This window comes from Streptomyces sp. GLSS-08, assembly GCF_056387915.1.
The window spans coordinates 130,881-146,029 of the sequence record NZ_JBWJAQ010000003.1 but is presented as its reverse complement, the minus strand read 5'-3'; the positions used below and the strand labels follow the sequence as shown (position 1 = coordinate 146,029).

Below are 15,149 nucleotides of genomic sequence, written 5' to 3'. Positions count from 1 at the left end.
CGATCTTCGTACGGGCATCCGATTCCCTCATCGCGTCCGATGCCAGGCAAGATGGGGGCGTGACCCTCATCGATCAGCTGCCGCAGACCGCCGACCCGGACGCCCTCTACGAAGCCTTCGAGTCGTGGGCCGGGGAACGCGGCCTCACGCTCTATCCCCACCAGGAGGAGGCGCTGATCGAGGTGGTCTCCGGGGCGAACGTGATCGTCTCGACGCCCACCGGTTCGGGCAAGAGCATGATCGCGGCGGCGGCGCACTTCGCGGCGCTCGCCCGCGACGAGGTCACCTTCTACACCGCTCCGATCAAGGCGCTCGTCTCGGAGAAGTTCTTCGAGCTGTGCAAGATCTTCGGCACCGAGAACGTCGGCATGCTCACCGGTGACGCGTCCGTGAACGCGGACGCCCCCGTCATCTGCTGCACCGCCGAGGTGCTGGCCTCCATCGCGCTGCGTGACGGCAAGCACGCCGACGTCGGCCAGGTCGTGATGGACGAGTTCCACTTCTACGCGGAGGGCGACCGCGGCTGGGCCTGGCAGATCCCCATCCTGGAACTGCCTCAGGCCCAGTTCATCCTGATGTCGGCGACGCTCGGTGACGTCTCGATGTTCGAGAAGGACCTCACCCGGCGCACCGGCCGGCCCACGGCGGTGGTCCGCTCGGCGACGCGTCCCGTGCCGCTGTCCTACGAATACGTGCTGACTCCGCTGACGGAGACGCTCACGGAGCTGCTGGCGACGAAGCAGGCACCCGTCTACATCGTGCACTTCACCCAGGCGCAGGCCGTGGAGCGGGCGCAGGCGCTGATGAGCATCAACATGTGCACGCGGGAGGAGAAGGACCGGATCGCCGAGCTGATCGGCAACTTCCGCTTCACCACCAAGTTCGGCCGCAACCTCTCCCGGTACGTGCGGCACGGAATCGGCGTGCACCACGCCGGCATGCTGCCCAAGTACCGCCGGCTGGTCGAGAAGCTCGCCCAGGCCGGTCTGCTGAAGGTCATCTGCGGCACGGACACGCTCGGGGTCGGTGTCAACGTCCCCATCCGTACCGTCCTGTTCACCGCCCTGGCCAAGTACGACGGCACTCGCGTACGGACTCTGCGGGCCCGCGAGTTCCACCAGATCGCAGGACGGGCCGGACGGGCCGGATTCGACACGGCGGGTTTCGTGGTGGCGCAGGCACCCGAGCACGTCATCGAGAACGAGAAGGCTCTCTCGAAGGCGGGCGACGACCCGAAGAAGCGCCGCAAGGTCGTCCGCAAGAAGGCGCCCGAGGGGTTCGTCGGGTGGACGGAGAACACCTTCGAGAAGCTCATCACCTCCGAGCCCGAGCCCCTCACCTCCCGCTTCCGGGTGACCCACACGATGCTGCTGTCGGTGATCGCCCGCCCCGGGAACGCCTTCGAGGCGATGCGGCATCTGCTGGAGGACAACCACGAACCCCGCAAGCAGCAGCTCCGGCACATCCGGCGGGCCATCGCCATCTACCGCTCGCTCCTCGACGGCGGTGTCGTGGAGAAACTGGACGAGCCGGACGCCCAGGGGCGCATCGTGCGGCTCACCGTCGATCTGCAGCAGGACTTCGCCCTCAACCAGCCCCTGTCGACCTTCGCCCTCGCCTCCTTCGAGCTCCTGGACCCGGAGTCCCCGTCGTACGCCCTCGACATGGTGTCCGTCGTCGAGTCCACGCTGGACGATCCGCGGCAGATCCTCGCGGCCCAGCAGAACAAGGCCCGTGGTGAGGCCGTGGCGGCGATGAAGTCGGACGGAGTCGAGTACGAGGAGCGCATGGAGCGGCTCCAGGACGTCTCGTACCCCAAGCCGCTGGAGGAGCTGCTCTTCCACGCGTACGACACCTACCGCAAGAGTCACCCGTGGGTCGGCGACCATCCGCTGTCGCCGAAGTCCGTCATCCGTGACATGTACGAACGGGCGATGTCCTTCACCGAGTTCGTCTCCTTCTACGAACTCGCGCGCACCGAGGGCATCGTGCTGCGCTACCTCGCCAGTGCCTACAAGGCCCTCGACCACACCGTCCCGGACGACCTCAAGTCCGAGGACCTGGAGGACCTGATCGCCTGGCTCGGCGAGATGGTGCGCCAGGTGGACTCCAGCCTGCTGGACGAGTGGGAGCAGCTCGCCAATCCTGAGGTGATGACGGCCGAGGAGGCGCAGGAGAGGGCTGACCAGGTCAAACCGGTCACCTCGAACGCGCGCGCCTTCCGCGTTCTCGTCCGCAACGCCATGTTCCGCCGGGTCGAGCTGGCCGCCCTCGACCAGGTCAGGGAACTCGGCGAGATGGACGCGGACTCCGGGTGGGACGCCGACGCCTGGGGCGAGGCCATGGACAAGTACTGGGACGAGTACGAGGACCTCGGCACCGGACCCGACGCCCGCGGCCCCAAGCTGCTGCAGATCCAGGAGGAGCCGCAGCACGGCCTGTGGCGCGTCCGTCAGACCTTCGCCGATCCGAACGGCGACCACGACTGGGGTATCAGCGCCGAGGTGGACCTCGCGGCCTCCGACGCGGAGGGCCGGGCCATCGTCCGGGTCACCGACGTCGGTCAGCTCTGAACACGGGAGGATGCCACCCATGACGAACCCAGCCGAGAGCCTCGTCGATCTGCTCGACCTCGAACAGATCGAGGTCAACATCTTCCGTGGCCGCAGCCCACAGGAGTCCCTGCAGCGCGTCTTCGGCGGCCAGGTGGCCGGGCAGGCACTGGTCGCCGCCGGGCGCACCACGGAGGGCGACCGTCCGGTGCACTCGCTGCACGCGTACTTCCTGCGTCCCGGCCGGCCGGGCGTACCGATCGTGTACCAGGTCGAACGGGTCCGCGACGGCCGGTCTTTCACCACCCGGCGGGTCACGGCCGTGCAGCAGGGCCGTACGATCTTCAATCTGACCGCCTCCTTTCACAAACCTGAGGAAGGGAGCTTCGAGCACCAGCTGCCGCCGGCGCGCAAGGTGCCGGACCCCGAATCGCTGCCGACGGTGACGCAGGAGATCAGGGAGCATCTGGGGGCGCTGCCCGAGGCGTTGGAGCGCATGGCCCGGCGCCAGCCGTTCGACATCCGGTATGCGGACCGGCTGCGGTGGACCCCCGAGGAGATCAAGGACGCCGAGCCCCGCAGCGCGGTGTGGATGCGTGCGGTCGGCCCCCTGGGAGACGACCCGCTCGTGCACACGTGCGCGCTGACCTACGCGAGCGACATGACTCTCCTGGACGCGGTGCGTATCCCGGTGGAACCGCTGTGGGGGCCCCGTGGTTTCGACATGGCCTCCCTGGACCACGCCATGTGGTTCCACCGGCCCTTCCGCGCCGACGAGTGGTTCCTGTACGACCAGGAGTCGCCGATCGCGACGGGCGGACGCGGGCTGGCCCGCGGGCGCATCTACGACGTGGAGGGCCGCCTGCTCGTCTCCGTCGTGCAGGAGGGGCTCTTCCGGGCGCTGTAAGCGCTCTAGAGGAGCATCCGCCCCTCTCGGAGGGGCGCTGCCTTACGTCGGTGGCGTGCGCCGCCGGCCAGGGGGCCGGCGTGGCTCGTCACGGGTTTCTGCGCCGCAGCCATCCGAACAGACTGCGTGACCGCGGCGCCTTCCCGCTCGGGCGAGAAATTTCGACGGCGCTCGGCTCGGTCGGCGCCGGGGTCACGGGCGGTGGGGTCGTCAGGGCGGGCCGTGGAACCGGGCGGATTTCCCGTGCGTGGGCGACCGCCTGGGCCAGGTCCGCCCCGAGCCAGCTGATTTCGTCGGGATCCCCGGCCGTCATGATCCTCGCGGCGACCTGGGCGGCAGGCGAGTCGGGCGCCGTCCGCGCGGCCTGTTCGGGCCGGAAGCGGTTCAGGTGGGCGCGCTCGCAGGGGTCCCGTACGACTTCCGCGACCTGGTCCGGGTCGAGCAGCGATGCCACGATCGCGGCCTGCGCCCAGGGATCCTCGGTCCGGCGCAGCAAAAATCCCCTGTGCCTCCCTCGCCAGTTGCGGGGACGCAGGTCCAGTCCCCCGTCCAGCTGGTCACGCAGGCCCTCGGGAATGCGGCCGCTCAGCAGCGGGATGTTCTCCTCCTTGGCGGCGAACTGTCGCAGTTCCTCGGCCAGATAGAGCCAGACGACGGCTCGGTAGCGGTTCAGGTAGAAGCGCACCGGGACCACGAGGCCCAGGCGGGCGAGGCGCGTGAACCTGGCGGTCGTCACCCCCATCAGGGCGGCGCCCTCCTTGGTGCCCACGGTCCTCACCCGCTCCCGCAGGGCATCGGCTGAGCCGTCCGTCGCGCGAACCCGGTCGATCTCCGTCCGGGCCACCCGGAGTGTTCCGCCTCCCCCGTCGTCCGGGACCGTACGGACGCAGCCGAGCTGGACGGCGAGCTCGAACTCGCTGCGTTTGAGCCCCAGTTCCCGTGCGGCACGGCTCAGTGTCAACGACGGAAGCCGTGCTCCCGCGTCGGCAGGGGCGGCGGTGGACGTGACGGACTGCGTGATGGTGGTGCCGGACATGCGGTTCTCCCCCGTGCGGTGCTCGCGCCGACCTGCGCTCGCTTCGGGAAAAACCGTAGCCGGATCGCCGGATCGAGCGGGGAGCCTGTGGATAACCACCCTCCAGCAGGGCAGACACGCAGGTCAGAGGTCCGAGGTCGAGTTGTGTTCCGGCTGCCGGGCGGCCACGCGCAGGTGCTCGCCGACGCGGTTCACGAGCAGCGTCATCTCGTAGGCCACCTGGCCGATGTCGGCCTCGGCGCCACTGAGCACGCACAGACAGCTGCCGTCGCCGGCCGCGGTGACGAAGAGCACCGCGTCGTCGAACTCGATCATCGTCTGACGTACCCGGCCCGCGCCGAAGTGACGCCCCGATCCCTTGGCCAGGCTGTTCAGGCCGGACGCGACGGCCGCGAGATGTTCGGCGTCCTCGCGTCGCAGCCCCGTGCTCGCGCTCGTCACGAGTCCGTCGTTCGACAGGACCAGTGCGTGCCGGACGTGGTCGACGCGCTCGGTCAGATCGTCCAGCAGCCAGCCGAGTCCCGTGTTCTGCCCCATGGTCCGTACTCCCCGTGTCGGCTCTCCTCCCGGCGGAGGATTCGACAAGCCAGCCTTCCCCACAGCCGCCGCGTGGGCAAGCAGGAAGGGCGGCCGGCCACCGAAGATGACCGGCTACCGCTTCGTGGCCGATTGATACACCGGCCGGCCCCGGCCCGGACTGCCCGTCCACCTCATCCGACCGAGTCGAGCAGCCTGGCGGTGTGCACCCGGCCGGCGTACTCGACGAGCCGGATCAGCACCTCCTTCCCGGAGTCGCGGTCCCGGGCGTCGCACAGCACCACCGGAGTGCCCTGGTCGAGGTCCAGCGCACGGCACACGTCCTGGACGCCGTAGGAGCGCGCTCCTGTGAAGCAGTTGACTGCCACCAGGAAGGGGATGTGCCGGTGCTCGAAGTAGTCCACGGCGGGGAAACAGTCCTCCAGCCGCCGGGTGTCCGCGAGGACGACGGCGCCGAGGGCGCCCTGCGACAACTCGTCCCAGAGGAACCAGAATCGGTCCTGCCCGGGCGTGCCGAAGAGGTAGAGCGAGAGGCCGGACCGGATGGTGATGCGCCCGAAGTCCATGGCGACCGTCGTCGTGACCTTGTGGTCGACGCCGTCGGTGTCGTCCACCAACTGGCCCGCCTCGCTCAGCAGTTCCTCGGTGCGCAGCGGCCTGATCTCGCTGACCGCGCCCACCAGAGTCGTCTTGCCCACGCCGAACCCGCCGGCGACCAGGATCTTCAACGCCAGGGCGGCCGTGTCGCCTTCGGTGGCGTCGGAGTGCTCGGAGACCATGGATCACTTCTCTCGGGAGTGCCGGCTACGGTCGACGTGAGTACTTCGGGGCGGAGTCAGCATTCGGTGCGGAGTCAGCATCATGACAATCGCGCGTCCCGTGCGAGGCGTTGGACCGCAAGGGGACGGATCCGACCGACTCGGGTCCATTCGGTGTCCGGATGGATGCGCAAGCGTGTGTCCGACCGGTCGGCAGGGTTTCTGGTTCATGGTCTACAGCGCGCGCAGTCCCTCGATGACCTCGCGCAGAATGCGCTCGTCCGGCAGTTGTGCGGGCGGAACCGGGCGGCTGACGGTGACGCAGCCCAGTTCCAGCAGGTCCCCCAGGAGGACCCTCACCACGCCCACCGGCAGGTCGGCTCCCGCGGAGAGTTCGGCGACCGACTGCGTCTCGGGGCGGCACAGTTCGATGAGGGTCCGGTGTTCCGGACCGAGCGCGGTGTCGTCGACATGGCGCGCGCCTGCCGCGAGCGTGACGAGTGCGATCAGGTCGAAGCGCACTCCGGCGGGGCCGGGCCGGGTCCGGCCGCCCGTCATCGCGTACGGGCGGACGAGGGGTCCCGCCTCTCCGTCGTACCACTGGCTGCCCGGCTGGAGCGGGGTGCCTGGCATGTCCTCGGTCATCTGTGCGGGCCACCTCGGTCATGCGCCGACGGGCGGTCGTGCGGCGGCGCGTGGTGCCGTGCGGAGATGCTCCCCGACGCGTTTGACCAACCGCGCCATCTCGTACGCCACCAGCCCGATGTCCGCCGTGGCGGCGGTGAGGAGGGCGAGGCAGGAGCCGTCGCCCGCGGCGGCCACGAACAGGAAGCTGTCGTCCATCTCGACCATGGTCCGGCGCACGCCGCCGGCCCCGAAGTGGCGGCCCGTGCCCTTGGCCAGGCTGTGGAATCCCGAGGCGACGGCGGCCAGATGTTCCGCGTCCTCGCGCCCGAGGTCGGCGGACGAACCCACCGCGAGTCCGTCGTTCGACAGCACCACGGCGTGTCGCACTTCTCCGACGCGGAGCACCAGGTCGTCCAGCAGCCAGTCGAGTTCGCCCGTGCGCCGGGCTCTCATGGCCGGATCCTGAATCATGCGGAGTCTCCTTCGCTGCTGTCGCTGCCCGCCGGGTCAGCGGGGCGGCTGCCGAGGCCGGGCGGTCTGCCGCCGCCGCGAGCCCAGCCGTCGCGGTAGGCGGCCATACGGTCGCGGACCTGTTCGGGTGTGCGTTCGTCGTCGCCCGTCCGGGCCGGCGCGCGCACCGGCTCCTCCTGGCGCTGTTCGCGCAGTTGCGGGGCAAGATTCGCCTGCCGTACGCGCCGTGGAAGGTCGTCGGAGGTTTCGGACCCGTCCGGGGGCCGGTGCAGGCGCAAGGTGGTGACTCCGTGGGGCGGGTTGTCGGGTGATGCGTTCGCCGGCCTTTTGGCGGCGGCCCGCACCGGGGCGATGAGAGCGGGGATCTCCGTCGTCGCGTGGACGGAGTCCTCCTCGGGGGCGGCCGGCACACGTGTGTGCTCGTGCCCCGCCACCCGTTCGCGGCCGGCGGCCTCGGGGGAACGTTCCGCCGCGCCGCCTTGCAGGAGAGCCGTGGGCAACAGGACGACCGCGGTGGTACCGCCGTAGGGCGACGTGCGCAGATGCACCTTGATGCCGTGCCGTGCCGCGAGTCTGCTGACCACGAAGAGACCGAGTCGGTCGCTGTCGAAGAGGTCGAGGGCCTCCGACTGCTCGATGCGGCGATTGGCCTCGGCGAGGCTCTCCTTGCCCATGCCGAGGCCGCGGTCCTCCACCTCCACCGCATAACCGTTGCCGACCGGTTCACCGGTGATCCGCACCCGGGTGTGGGGCGGTGAGAACTGCGCCGCGTTCTCCACGAGCTCGGCCAGGAGGTGGGTGAGGTCCGCGACTGCGGCACCGGCGATCGACGTCTCGGACAACCGGCGCACCTCCACGCGCGCGTAGTCCTCCACTTCCGACACGGCGGCGCGGACCACGTTGGTCAGCGAGACCGGCATCCGCCAGGCCCGGCCCGGTGCGGCGCCGGAGAGGATGATCAGGCTCTCCGCGTGCCGCCGCATGCGTGTGGTGAGGTGATCGAGCCGGAACAGGTCGCTCAGTTCACCGGGGTCGTCCGATCTGCGCTCCATGCTGTCGAGCAGGTTCAGTTGACGGTGGACGAGGACCTGACTGCGACGGGCGAGATTGACGAAGACGCCGGAGATGCCGCTGGCGAGCTCGGCGCGTTCGACGGCGGCGCGCAGAGCGGCGCGGTGCACGATGCCCAGTGCCTCGGCGACCTGTCCGGTCTCGTCCTCGGACGGTGGCCCGGGTGGTGCCTCCGCGCGGACATCGATCTCTTCGCCCGCACGTAGCCTGCCCATGGCCTGCGGCAGTTTGCGGCGGGCGATTTCGAGAGCGTCGTTGCGCAGGCCGACGAGTTCGACGACCAGGCCACGCCCGATGCGTACGGAGATGACGAGCGAGGCGGCGACGGCGGCGAGGCCGAGCAGAACCGCCGCACCGGCCGGGGTGAGCAGACCGCGCCGGAACGGGTCCGCGCGGTCCGCGACCCCACGTCCGGCGGCCGACTCGATCGACCGCATGGCGTCCTGCACGCGCGAGTGTGCCGCGTTCCAGGCGGTTTCGGGCGCGGCGTCGATCCCCCTGGAGCCGGGCCGGCTGAGCAGCACCTTGTCCTCCACGGCGCGTACCTCGGCGTATGCGCTGCCGCCCGCGAGGTCGTGCCATGCCGCGCGCTCGGCCCCGCTGAGGTCGGCGACGGCGGATTCGGTGAGCACCCGGCGGGTCTCCAGGGCGCCGGTGAACAGCCGCAGCCGTTCACCCGTCAGCGTGCCCGCCAGCCGGGCACTCGACAGCACGGCGTCCTCCTGGGCCAGTGCCTCTCCCGCCCGGGAGAATTCGAGCAGCACGCGCGCGTCGGATCCGAGGCCCGCGTCCTGTACGCCGGTGAGAGCGCCGCCCACGGCGAAGGCGGTCGAGATGGTTTTCGTGTACCGCCCGTACGTCTCGTCCCAGCCGGTACGACGCTCCAGCAGCGCGCCACGGAGCGACCGCAGGTCCTCGGCTCCGGCGACGAACGCCTCGAGCCGTCCGGCCACTCCGGCAGGCAGGTCCGCCCCGTCGGCGACGGTGTTGCGGTCACCGAGTCGCAGCAAGGCCACGGCCCGGTCGGTGCGTGCCGCCAGCTCTTTGAGAGCCCCGGGCTGTTCTGCTGACGGGTCGGTCGCGTAGCGGACGGCGGCCGCCCGCTCGGCCTGCAGCGCGGCGACGGCGGCGTCGACGGGGGCCCGGACCGTCGCGTCCACACGCTGCAACTGCCGCAGGCGCGCCACGTCCTGGGCCGTGGTCACGGTGGCGTAGGCCCACAGTGCGAGCAGGGACATGACGGGCACCATGAGCAGGCACACGATCTTCGCCCGTACGGTGCGGGGGCGCAGGTGCCAGCGGCCCGCGCGCGTGGGTGCCGCCGACGGAGTGCCTGCGGGGACTTGGCCGGGGTCGGAGCGTTCGTCGGCCGGCGGGCCCGCGTGTGCGCGGCGACCTCGTACCGGCGGTTGTGGCGGCGGCTCCGCGCCGGCCCTGGGGGTCCTGCGGGGTGTACGCATGGCCTCCTCGCTCGGAGTGGTTCGGGGCTCGGTGTCCGGGGCGTTCCGGTTCCTGAACCGCCCCTAGGGGGTGACGTTCTCGACGGGTCGCTGGGCCGACGCGGACGCCTCCCGCTCGTCGGCCGTGGGCGACAGGGCGACGAACGCCGACGTCAGAAAGAGGTAGGACCCGAGGCCGACGGCGAGGGGGAAGATGAACTGCATCACCGTGGCCCCGGGCAGGACCTCGCCGGAGGGGGCGACACGCACACTGACCGCGATCATCCCCGTGTAGTGCATGCTGCTCACCGCCCCTCCCATCACGAGGGAGGACACGGCGACCGCCACGGGCGACTTGATGTTGAGGGCCGCCCAGAGAGCCGCGGTCGCCGCGACCACGGCGATCACCACGGAGAGCCCGACGAGCACGGGGTCGTAGGTCACCCTGCCGTGCAGCCGCAGCGCCGCCATGCCCAGGTAGTGCATGCTCGCCACCCCGACTCCGGTGGTGAGGCCGCCGAGGACGAGCGCGCGGCCCCGGTCGCGGCCGTAGCCGACGGCGAAGACCCCAGCCCCCACGACGACCATCGCGACGACCAGGCTGAGGATCGTGAGCGGTACGTCGTAGCGGATCTCGGTTCCGCCGACGCCGAAGCCGAGCATGGCGACGAAGTGCATCGTCCAGATGCCGGTGCCGATGGCGGACGCGGCGGTGAGCAGCCAGTTACGGCGTGATCGTCCTGCGGCGCCCAGCGCACGGACGGTGCAGCGCAGCCCCAGGGCGGCGCCGATGCAGGCCATCACGTACGACAGCACGGGGGTCAGCCAGCCGAAGGTGGCGTGGTCCAGGTGTCCCATGGCTCGGGGACGCTAGTCCTGCCCGGGGCGCACGAAGGGAGCGCATTTCGAAAGGTGTTGCAATATGACGCAGAGAGGTACCTGAACGATCGCGTGGCGCTCGAACGTGTGCGCCGCGCCCTCCTTCGTGTCGGTGAGAGACCATGCGGAGCATGAGCGACGACCACACACACGTCCAGGAGTTCTTCACGGCACGGGCGGCGGACTGGGACGCCCGGTTCCCCGACGACGGGCCCGCCTACGCGGCCGCGGTGGCCGAGCTCGGGCTGCGCGAAGGGGACCGCGTGCTCGACGCGGGCTGCGGCACCGGGCGGGCCCTGCCCCCGCTCCGGGCTGCCGTGGGGACCTCCGGCGTCGTCATCGGAGCCGATCTGACCTCCGCCATGCTCGAAGCCGCCGTACAGGCCGGACGGGACCGGGACGGACGGCTGCTGCTCGCCGACGTCGCCGCTCTGCCGGTCCGGACCGAGTCCCTGGACGCCGTGTTCGGCGCCGGCCTGATCTCGCACCTCCCCCACCCCGGCGAAGACCTGCGGGAGCTGGCAAGGGTGGTGCGACCCGGCGGAGTCCTCGCACTGTTCCACCCCATCGGGAGGGCGGCACTCGCGGCGCGGCAGGGGCGCCGCGTCACCCCGGACGACCTGCGCGCCGAAGGCAGCCTCCGCTCCCTGCTGGCGGGCTCCGGCTGGCGCATGACGTCCTATGTCGACGAGGACGCCCGCTTCCTCGCGCTGGCCGTACGCCTGGCCTGACCTCACTCCGTGCCGGCCGTCTGGGCCGCGGTCCCGCCTTCGAGGAAGCACCCACGGGCGACGTCTGCTCACTCGAGGCGAGCGGCCTCCGACGTCCCGGCACGGCGGACGGGGCAGCCGCGCAGCCCGGGGGTCGGTCGGGTGCCGAGCTCCGCGACACGGTAGCCGTCCGGGTAGCCCTTGATCTCCCAGTTCTGCCGTGCGTAGTGGGGAGCACGGCGCGGGGGCAGCAGGCGGACCAGACGTCCGCGCGCGCGGACCGCGCGACGAACCCACGCGCGCGTGGCCTCGCCCGGCAGCTCGTACCGGAAGGCGCGCAGCAGCGAGTCGTCGAGCAGTGCGAGCGTCGAGGTGCGCAGGAGGGGAGCCAGGGGGCGCGGGTACCAGGACGCCATCAGGTCCAGCGTCGCGTCGGAGACCCGGCGGGCACCTTCGTCCCATCCGAAATGTGCCTGTTCGTAGGCGTCGAGGCAGGACTCGAACTCCTCGTAGGTCGCGGGGATGTCCTTGATGCCCATGTGCCGTCCCAGGGTGCGGTAGTGGACGGTGGAGGCGACGATCTCGTGGCGCGACATCCTGCGCCACCCGTAGGCGTCGATCCACCGTTTGGGCACCACCACGAACGTGCAGAGCACGTAGCGCATGTCCTCGTTGCTGATGTCGTAGCTGCGGTGCATCTGATTGATGCGGCGCATCGCCGTACGCCCCTCTTCACCGTCGAAGCCGTGTTCGACGACGGCGTCCAGGAGCAGGGCGGTGTCGTCGTAGCGCTGCTGCGTGCGGTCCGTGAGCTCCGCGGTCTCGGCCAGCAGGCGCCCGATGCTGGGGACGGCGTACGTGCGGTAGAGAGCCAGCTCCAGCGCCCGCGTGAAGTCCCAGGGGAACTCGTAGACCGCGGTGAGGCGGTAGATCTCCAGCGCGTCCTTGTACGGATCCATCCGCCGGATCTGCTCCAGCCGTTCGAAGCGCTTCACGCGGCCTCCCCCTCTGTCGCCGGGACGCCAACTCTACGCGGAGTAGCGGCAGATGGACGATCAGCTACGTCATCCTCGGCCGGGAGCGGGTGGAGTCACCGCGGACGGTGGCGGGGTCACCGCCGGGTCTGCCGGCCGTCCGGTCCGGGTGGGCCGGCGGTCGATTCGCCCCTGTCCAGCCGGATAACTGCAGCTCCGCGTGTTGCTTCCTCCTCGTGACAACCGGTCGGCCGTCGCATTAAGGTGCGCCGACGGACGAAGCGATGGGGAGGCTGGGATGGCCGGGACGGGCGAGGACGCCGTCGCCGCCGAGGACGACGACGCGCTCTACGTGCTGACAGCGGTGCTGCTGACGCCCGCGCAGTTTCCCAGCGTGCTGGGCGACGACTATCCGGAGGCCTGCGCGGCGCTCGATCTCACGCCGCTCGCCGACGGGTACGGCCTTGTGCTGGGGCAGGACGGTGACGGCGCGCGGTGGACGGTCGTGGTCGACGACGTCTCACTGGTGGCGGTGGCCATCGCCTCGTGGGACTGCGGCATCGAGTACGAACTGTCGCCCGACGAGCGCTCGGTCGTCGCCGCGCTGCCCGGCTGGCCGCTCGCGGTGGCCGTGGCGGCCCCCGGTGTGCCCGCCCCGCACGATCCCGCGGCGGAGATCGCGGAGCGGGCTGCGCTGACGCCGCCGGACACCAGTACCTGGGGTCCCGCCCAGCGGCGTCTCGGCGCCGACGAGATCGCTCTGCAGTGGGCTGTCTGGCGCGAACAGATTCCCGAGGGGCAGTTCGTGGACCCGGGCGGCGCGGAGGCGTCCGGCGGGGCTCCCGAGGCGGAGGCGGAGGCGGCTGGCGACGGAGCTGAGAGTGGAGCCCGCAAGGGCATCCGGCGCGTCCTTGCCGAGGCGCACGCGTACGTGGAGACGCCGCCGCCGCTCGGCCGGGTCCGGTCGTCCTTCGCTCCGGGTGACGCCCGTACGCTGCGGGCCGACGGCCCGGGCTGGTCCATGGTGGCGAGGACCGACGACATCGCGTTCGTCCTTCTCGACGAGGAACCCGGGGAGGTGCTGCCGGTCGGCCGCGGTGCGCAGCTGCCCGGGCTTCTTGAGGCCCTGGACAAGATGGCGGTACGCCCGGCCTGAGCGCAGCGGCGGGAGCCCGGTGCGGCGCCGGGCGGCCGGAGCCCGCGTGTGCGGAGCGACCCGTCGTGGACGCGGCAGGAGTCTCTTCTGAGCTGCGTCCTGAGCCCCCACACTGAGTGCGCAACCCATGTGGTCCCCGCCCATGGTCGGCCGTCGGGCGAGATCGCAGCATGGGGCAGCCCCAGCTCCCGTCCCCAGGAGGCCGGTCATGCGCCCGTCCCGTCGTGTTCCCCTGTTCGCCGCCGCTGCGATGGCGCTGGCCCTCTCCGGTCCCGCGCCGGCGGATGCCGCGACGACCGCCGGCACACGCTGCGAGCGGCATGTGCCGGTACGTGTACCCACAGCCGCGTACCAGCAGCGCGCGTGTCTGGCGGACCTGACCACCGCCGGGCTCGCCGGAACCCCGTACACGGACCTGTCCGACCAGGCGGGGCTCACGGCGAAGGGCACGAAGAACCCCACGGGGGTGCCTGGAATGCAGATCGACGGCTACTTCCCGGACGGCTCGCGGTTCAATGCCACCCACGGCTGGCGTCACGACGCGCAGTTCGTGATCCGCCTCCCGGACCGCTGGAACGGCGGCCTCGTCGTCACGGGCGCCCCGGGCACGCGCAGGCAGTACGCCACGGACACGGCCATCTCCGACCAGGTACTGGCGCAGGGATACGCGTACGCGGCCACCGACAAGGGCAACAGCGGGCCCGACTTCTACCGTGACGGCAGCCGACCGGGGGACGCCGTCGCGGAGTGGAACCGGCGGACCACCCAGCTCACACGCGCCGCCCGAAAGGCGGTGGCGCAGCGCTACGGCCACGCCCCTCACCGTACGTACATGACCGGGATCTCCAACGGCGGTTATCTCACGCGGTGGCAGCTGGAGAATCACCCGGAGCTGTACGACGGCGGAGTCGACTGGGAGGGGGCGCTGTGGACGACCGCGGGCCCGAGCCTCCTCACGTCGCTGCCGACCGCGGTGGCCAGAACTCTCGGCGCCGCGGATGACGACGCCATGGAGACGGTGGGCTTCGCGCCGGGCTCGGCCTTCCTGTGGCCGTACCACGAGAAGGCCTACTGGGGCGTGACGCAGAAGATCTACCGCGCGGAGTTCGACCCTTCGTACGACGCCGGGTGCCCGGGCGCGTCCGCGGGATCCACCGCCGAGCAGATCCTGGCGCCCTGCCCCTCCGACGCCACGTACGACTACGCGTCGCGCCCCGCGTCCGTGCACCGGGCCGTCGCGCGGGTGGCCCTGACCGGGCGGATCGGCCGCCCGCTGATCACCCTGCACGGTGATCTCGACGCGCTGCTGCCCCGGACCGCGGACTCGGACGTGTACGCGCGCATGATCGACGACAGCGACCGGGGCGACCGGCACCGCTACTACACCGTGGAGGGCGGGACGCATGTCGACGGGCTGTACGACACCTATCCCGACCGCCTGCGGCCGATCCTGCCCTGCTACCGCTCCGCGTTCCTCGCGCTGACCGCGTGGGTCGAGCGCGGGACGCAGCCGCCCGCGGACCGGACCATCGGTCGGCCCGCGAACGGCGACGTGATCAACTCCTGCGCGCTGGAGCCGGCCCCATCCCTTCGGTAGTGCCTCAGCGGCCGAGCTCCTTGCGGCCGGCGCGGCGCAGTCTGCGCCGCTGCGAGGGGTCGAGTGTCAGATAGGCGGCGGTGGGGATGCCCAGCACGATCAGGAAAGCGATCCACCAGGGCACTCCCACCGCGGGCAGCAGGATCAGCAGGACGATGCCGATCCCCACGCCCCCCGCGACGACCTTCGCGTTCTTCGACATGTGTGTCGCCTCCTTCGCGGCCACCGGCCGCTCTCAGTCGTGGAAACGGATCGGCGATCCCCGCGGTTCCGGAACGCGACCCTGATACATCCCTGAGCCGTGACCCGGAGTCTCCCCTGAGCGCGAGGGCCGGCGCACCGGGGGTCCGGCCCAGGGCACCGAGGGGGCTGCCCGGAGCAGGGATACGCAAAGTGACGTACGCCACCGACACACCCTCTCAGCACCGAGCCCGA

Annotated in this window: 14 protein-coding genes; 5 read left to right on the top strand and 9 right to left on the bottom strand. The window is 71.1% G+C overall.

Annotation, left to right across the window (positions count from 1 at the left end):
- The first annotated feature begins 59 nt into the window (after positions 1-59).
- Together AC0ZLC_RS06235 and AC0ZLC_RS06230 are read left to right on the top strand one after the other, a co-directional pair.
- Complete coding sequence (locus AC0ZLC_RS06235) at positions 60-2,573, top strand: DEAD/DEAH box helicase (RefSeq protein WP_476750868.1); 2,514 nt, start codon at positions 60-62, stop codon at positions 2,571-2,573.
- A 19-nt stretch (positions 2,574-2,592) separates the two neighbouring features.
- Positions 2,593-3,459: an acyl-CoA thioesterase gene (locus AC0ZLC_RS06230; RefSeq protein WP_476750867.1), complete on the top strand. Its 867-nt coding sequence runs from the start codon at positions 2,593-2,595 to the stop codon at positions 3,457-3,459.
- Positions 3,460-3,547: 88 nt separating this feature from the next.
- Here AC0ZLC_RS06230 and AC0ZLC_RS06225 read toward each other — a convergent pair whose 3' ends face one another.
- From AC0ZLC_RS06225 to AC0ZLC_RS06195, 7 genes are all read right to left on the bottom strand, one after another.
- Positions 3,548-4,495 carry a DUF6397 family protein gene (locus tag AC0ZLC_RS06225; protein WP_476750866.1) on the bottom strand — a complete coding sequence of 316 codons (948 nt, stop codon included), beginning with the start codon at positions 4,493-4,495 and terminating at the stop codon, positions 3,548-3,550.
- A 123-nt stretch (positions 4,496-4,618) separates the two neighbouring features.
- Positions 4,619-5,032 (bottom strand): roadblock/LC7 domain-containing protein, encoded by a 414-nt coding sequence (locus AC0ZLC_RS06220; RefSeq protein ID WP_476750865.1) that lies wholly within the window; start codon positions 5,030-5,032, stop codon positions 4,619-4,621.
- A gap of 173 nt (positions 5,033-5,205) precedes the next feature.
- Positions 5,206-5,811: a GTP-binding protein gene (locus tag AC0ZLC_RS06215; RefSeq protein WP_476750864.1), complete on the bottom strand. Its 606-nt coding sequence runs from the start codon at positions 5,809-5,811 to the stop codon at positions 5,206-5,208.
- Between the two features lie 213 nt (positions 5,812-6,024).
- Positions 6,025-6,435 carry a DUF742 domain-containing protein gene (locus tag AC0ZLC_RS06210; protein ID WP_476750863.1) on the bottom strand — a complete coding sequence of 137 codons (411 nt, stop codon included), beginning with the start codon at positions 6,433-6,435 and terminating at the stop codon, positions 6,025-6,027.
- A gap of 18 nt (positions 6,436-6,453) precedes the next feature.
- Positions 6,454-6,888: a roadblock/LC7 domain-containing protein gene (locus AC0ZLC_RS06205; RefSeq protein WP_476750862.1), complete on the bottom strand. Its 435-nt coding sequence runs from the start codon at positions 6,886-6,888 to the stop codon at positions 6,454-6,456.
- On the bottom strand, positions 6,885-9,419 hold the full coding sequence (locus tag AC0ZLC_RS06200) for a sensor histidine kinase (RefSeq protein WP_476750861.1): 2,535 nt from the start codon (positions 9,417-9,419) through the stop codon (positions 6,885-6,887). Before AC0ZLC_RS06200 ends, AC0ZLC_RS06205 begins: the two co-directional genes overlap by 4 nt.
- A 63-nt stretch (positions 9,420-9,482) precedes the next feature.
- Positions 9,483-10,256 carry an MHYT domain-containing protein gene (locus AC0ZLC_RS06195; protein WP_476750860.1) on the bottom strand — a complete coding sequence of 258 codons (774 nt, stop codon included), beginning with the start codon at positions 10,254-10,256 and terminating at the stop codon, positions 9,483-9,485.
- 152 nt (positions 10,257-10,408) lie between these two features.
- Here AC0ZLC_RS06195 and AC0ZLC_RS06190 point away from each other — a divergent pair, with 152 nt between their 5' ends.
- A complete protein-coding gene (locus AC0ZLC_RS06190) occupies positions 10,409-11,008 on the top strand; it encodes a class I SAM-dependent methyltransferase (RefSeq protein ID WP_476750859.1) in 600 nt (199 codons plus the stop codon).
- A gap of 68 nt (positions 11,009-11,076) precedes the next feature.
- On the opposite strand, the gene AC0ZLC_RS06185 is transcribed toward AC0ZLC_RS06190, so the two are convergent.
- Positions 11,077-11,982 carry an oxygenase MpaB family protein gene (locus AC0ZLC_RS06185; RefSeq protein WP_476750858.1) on the bottom strand — a complete coding sequence of 302 codons (906 nt, stop codon included), beginning with the start codon at positions 11,980-11,982 and terminating at the stop codon, positions 11,077-11,079.
- 277 nt (positions 11,983-12,259) lie between these two features.
- Here AC0ZLC_RS06185 and AC0ZLC_RS06180 point away from each other — a divergent pair, with 277 nt between their 5' ends.
- Together AC0ZLC_RS06180 and AC0ZLC_RS06175 are read left to right on the top strand one after the other, a co-directional pair.
- On the top strand, positions 12,260-13,117 hold the full coding sequence (locus tag AC0ZLC_RS06180) for a hypothetical protein (RefSeq protein WP_476750857.1): 858 nt from the start codon (positions 12,260-12,262) through the stop codon (positions 13,115-13,117).
- A 208-nt stretch (positions 13,118-13,325) separates the two neighbouring features.
- The gene (locus AC0ZLC_RS06175; RefSeq protein ID WP_476750856.1) at positions 13,326-14,714 is read left to right on the top strand and encodes a tannase/feruloyl esterase family alpha/beta hydrolase; all 1,389 of its coding nucleotides are present in this window, start codon (positions 13,326-13,328) and stop codon (positions 14,712-14,714) included.
- Between the two features lie 4 nt (positions 14,715-14,718).
- Here AC0ZLC_RS06175 and AC0ZLC_RS06170 read toward each other — a convergent pair whose 3' ends face one another.
- Positions 14,719-14,916, bottom strand: coding sequence for a hypothetical protein (locus tag AC0ZLC_RS06170; RefSeq protein WP_355782941.1), 198 nt, complete (start codon positions 14,914-14,916; stop codon positions 14,719-14,721).
- Between the last annotated feature and the right edge of the window lie 233 nt (positions 14,917-15,149).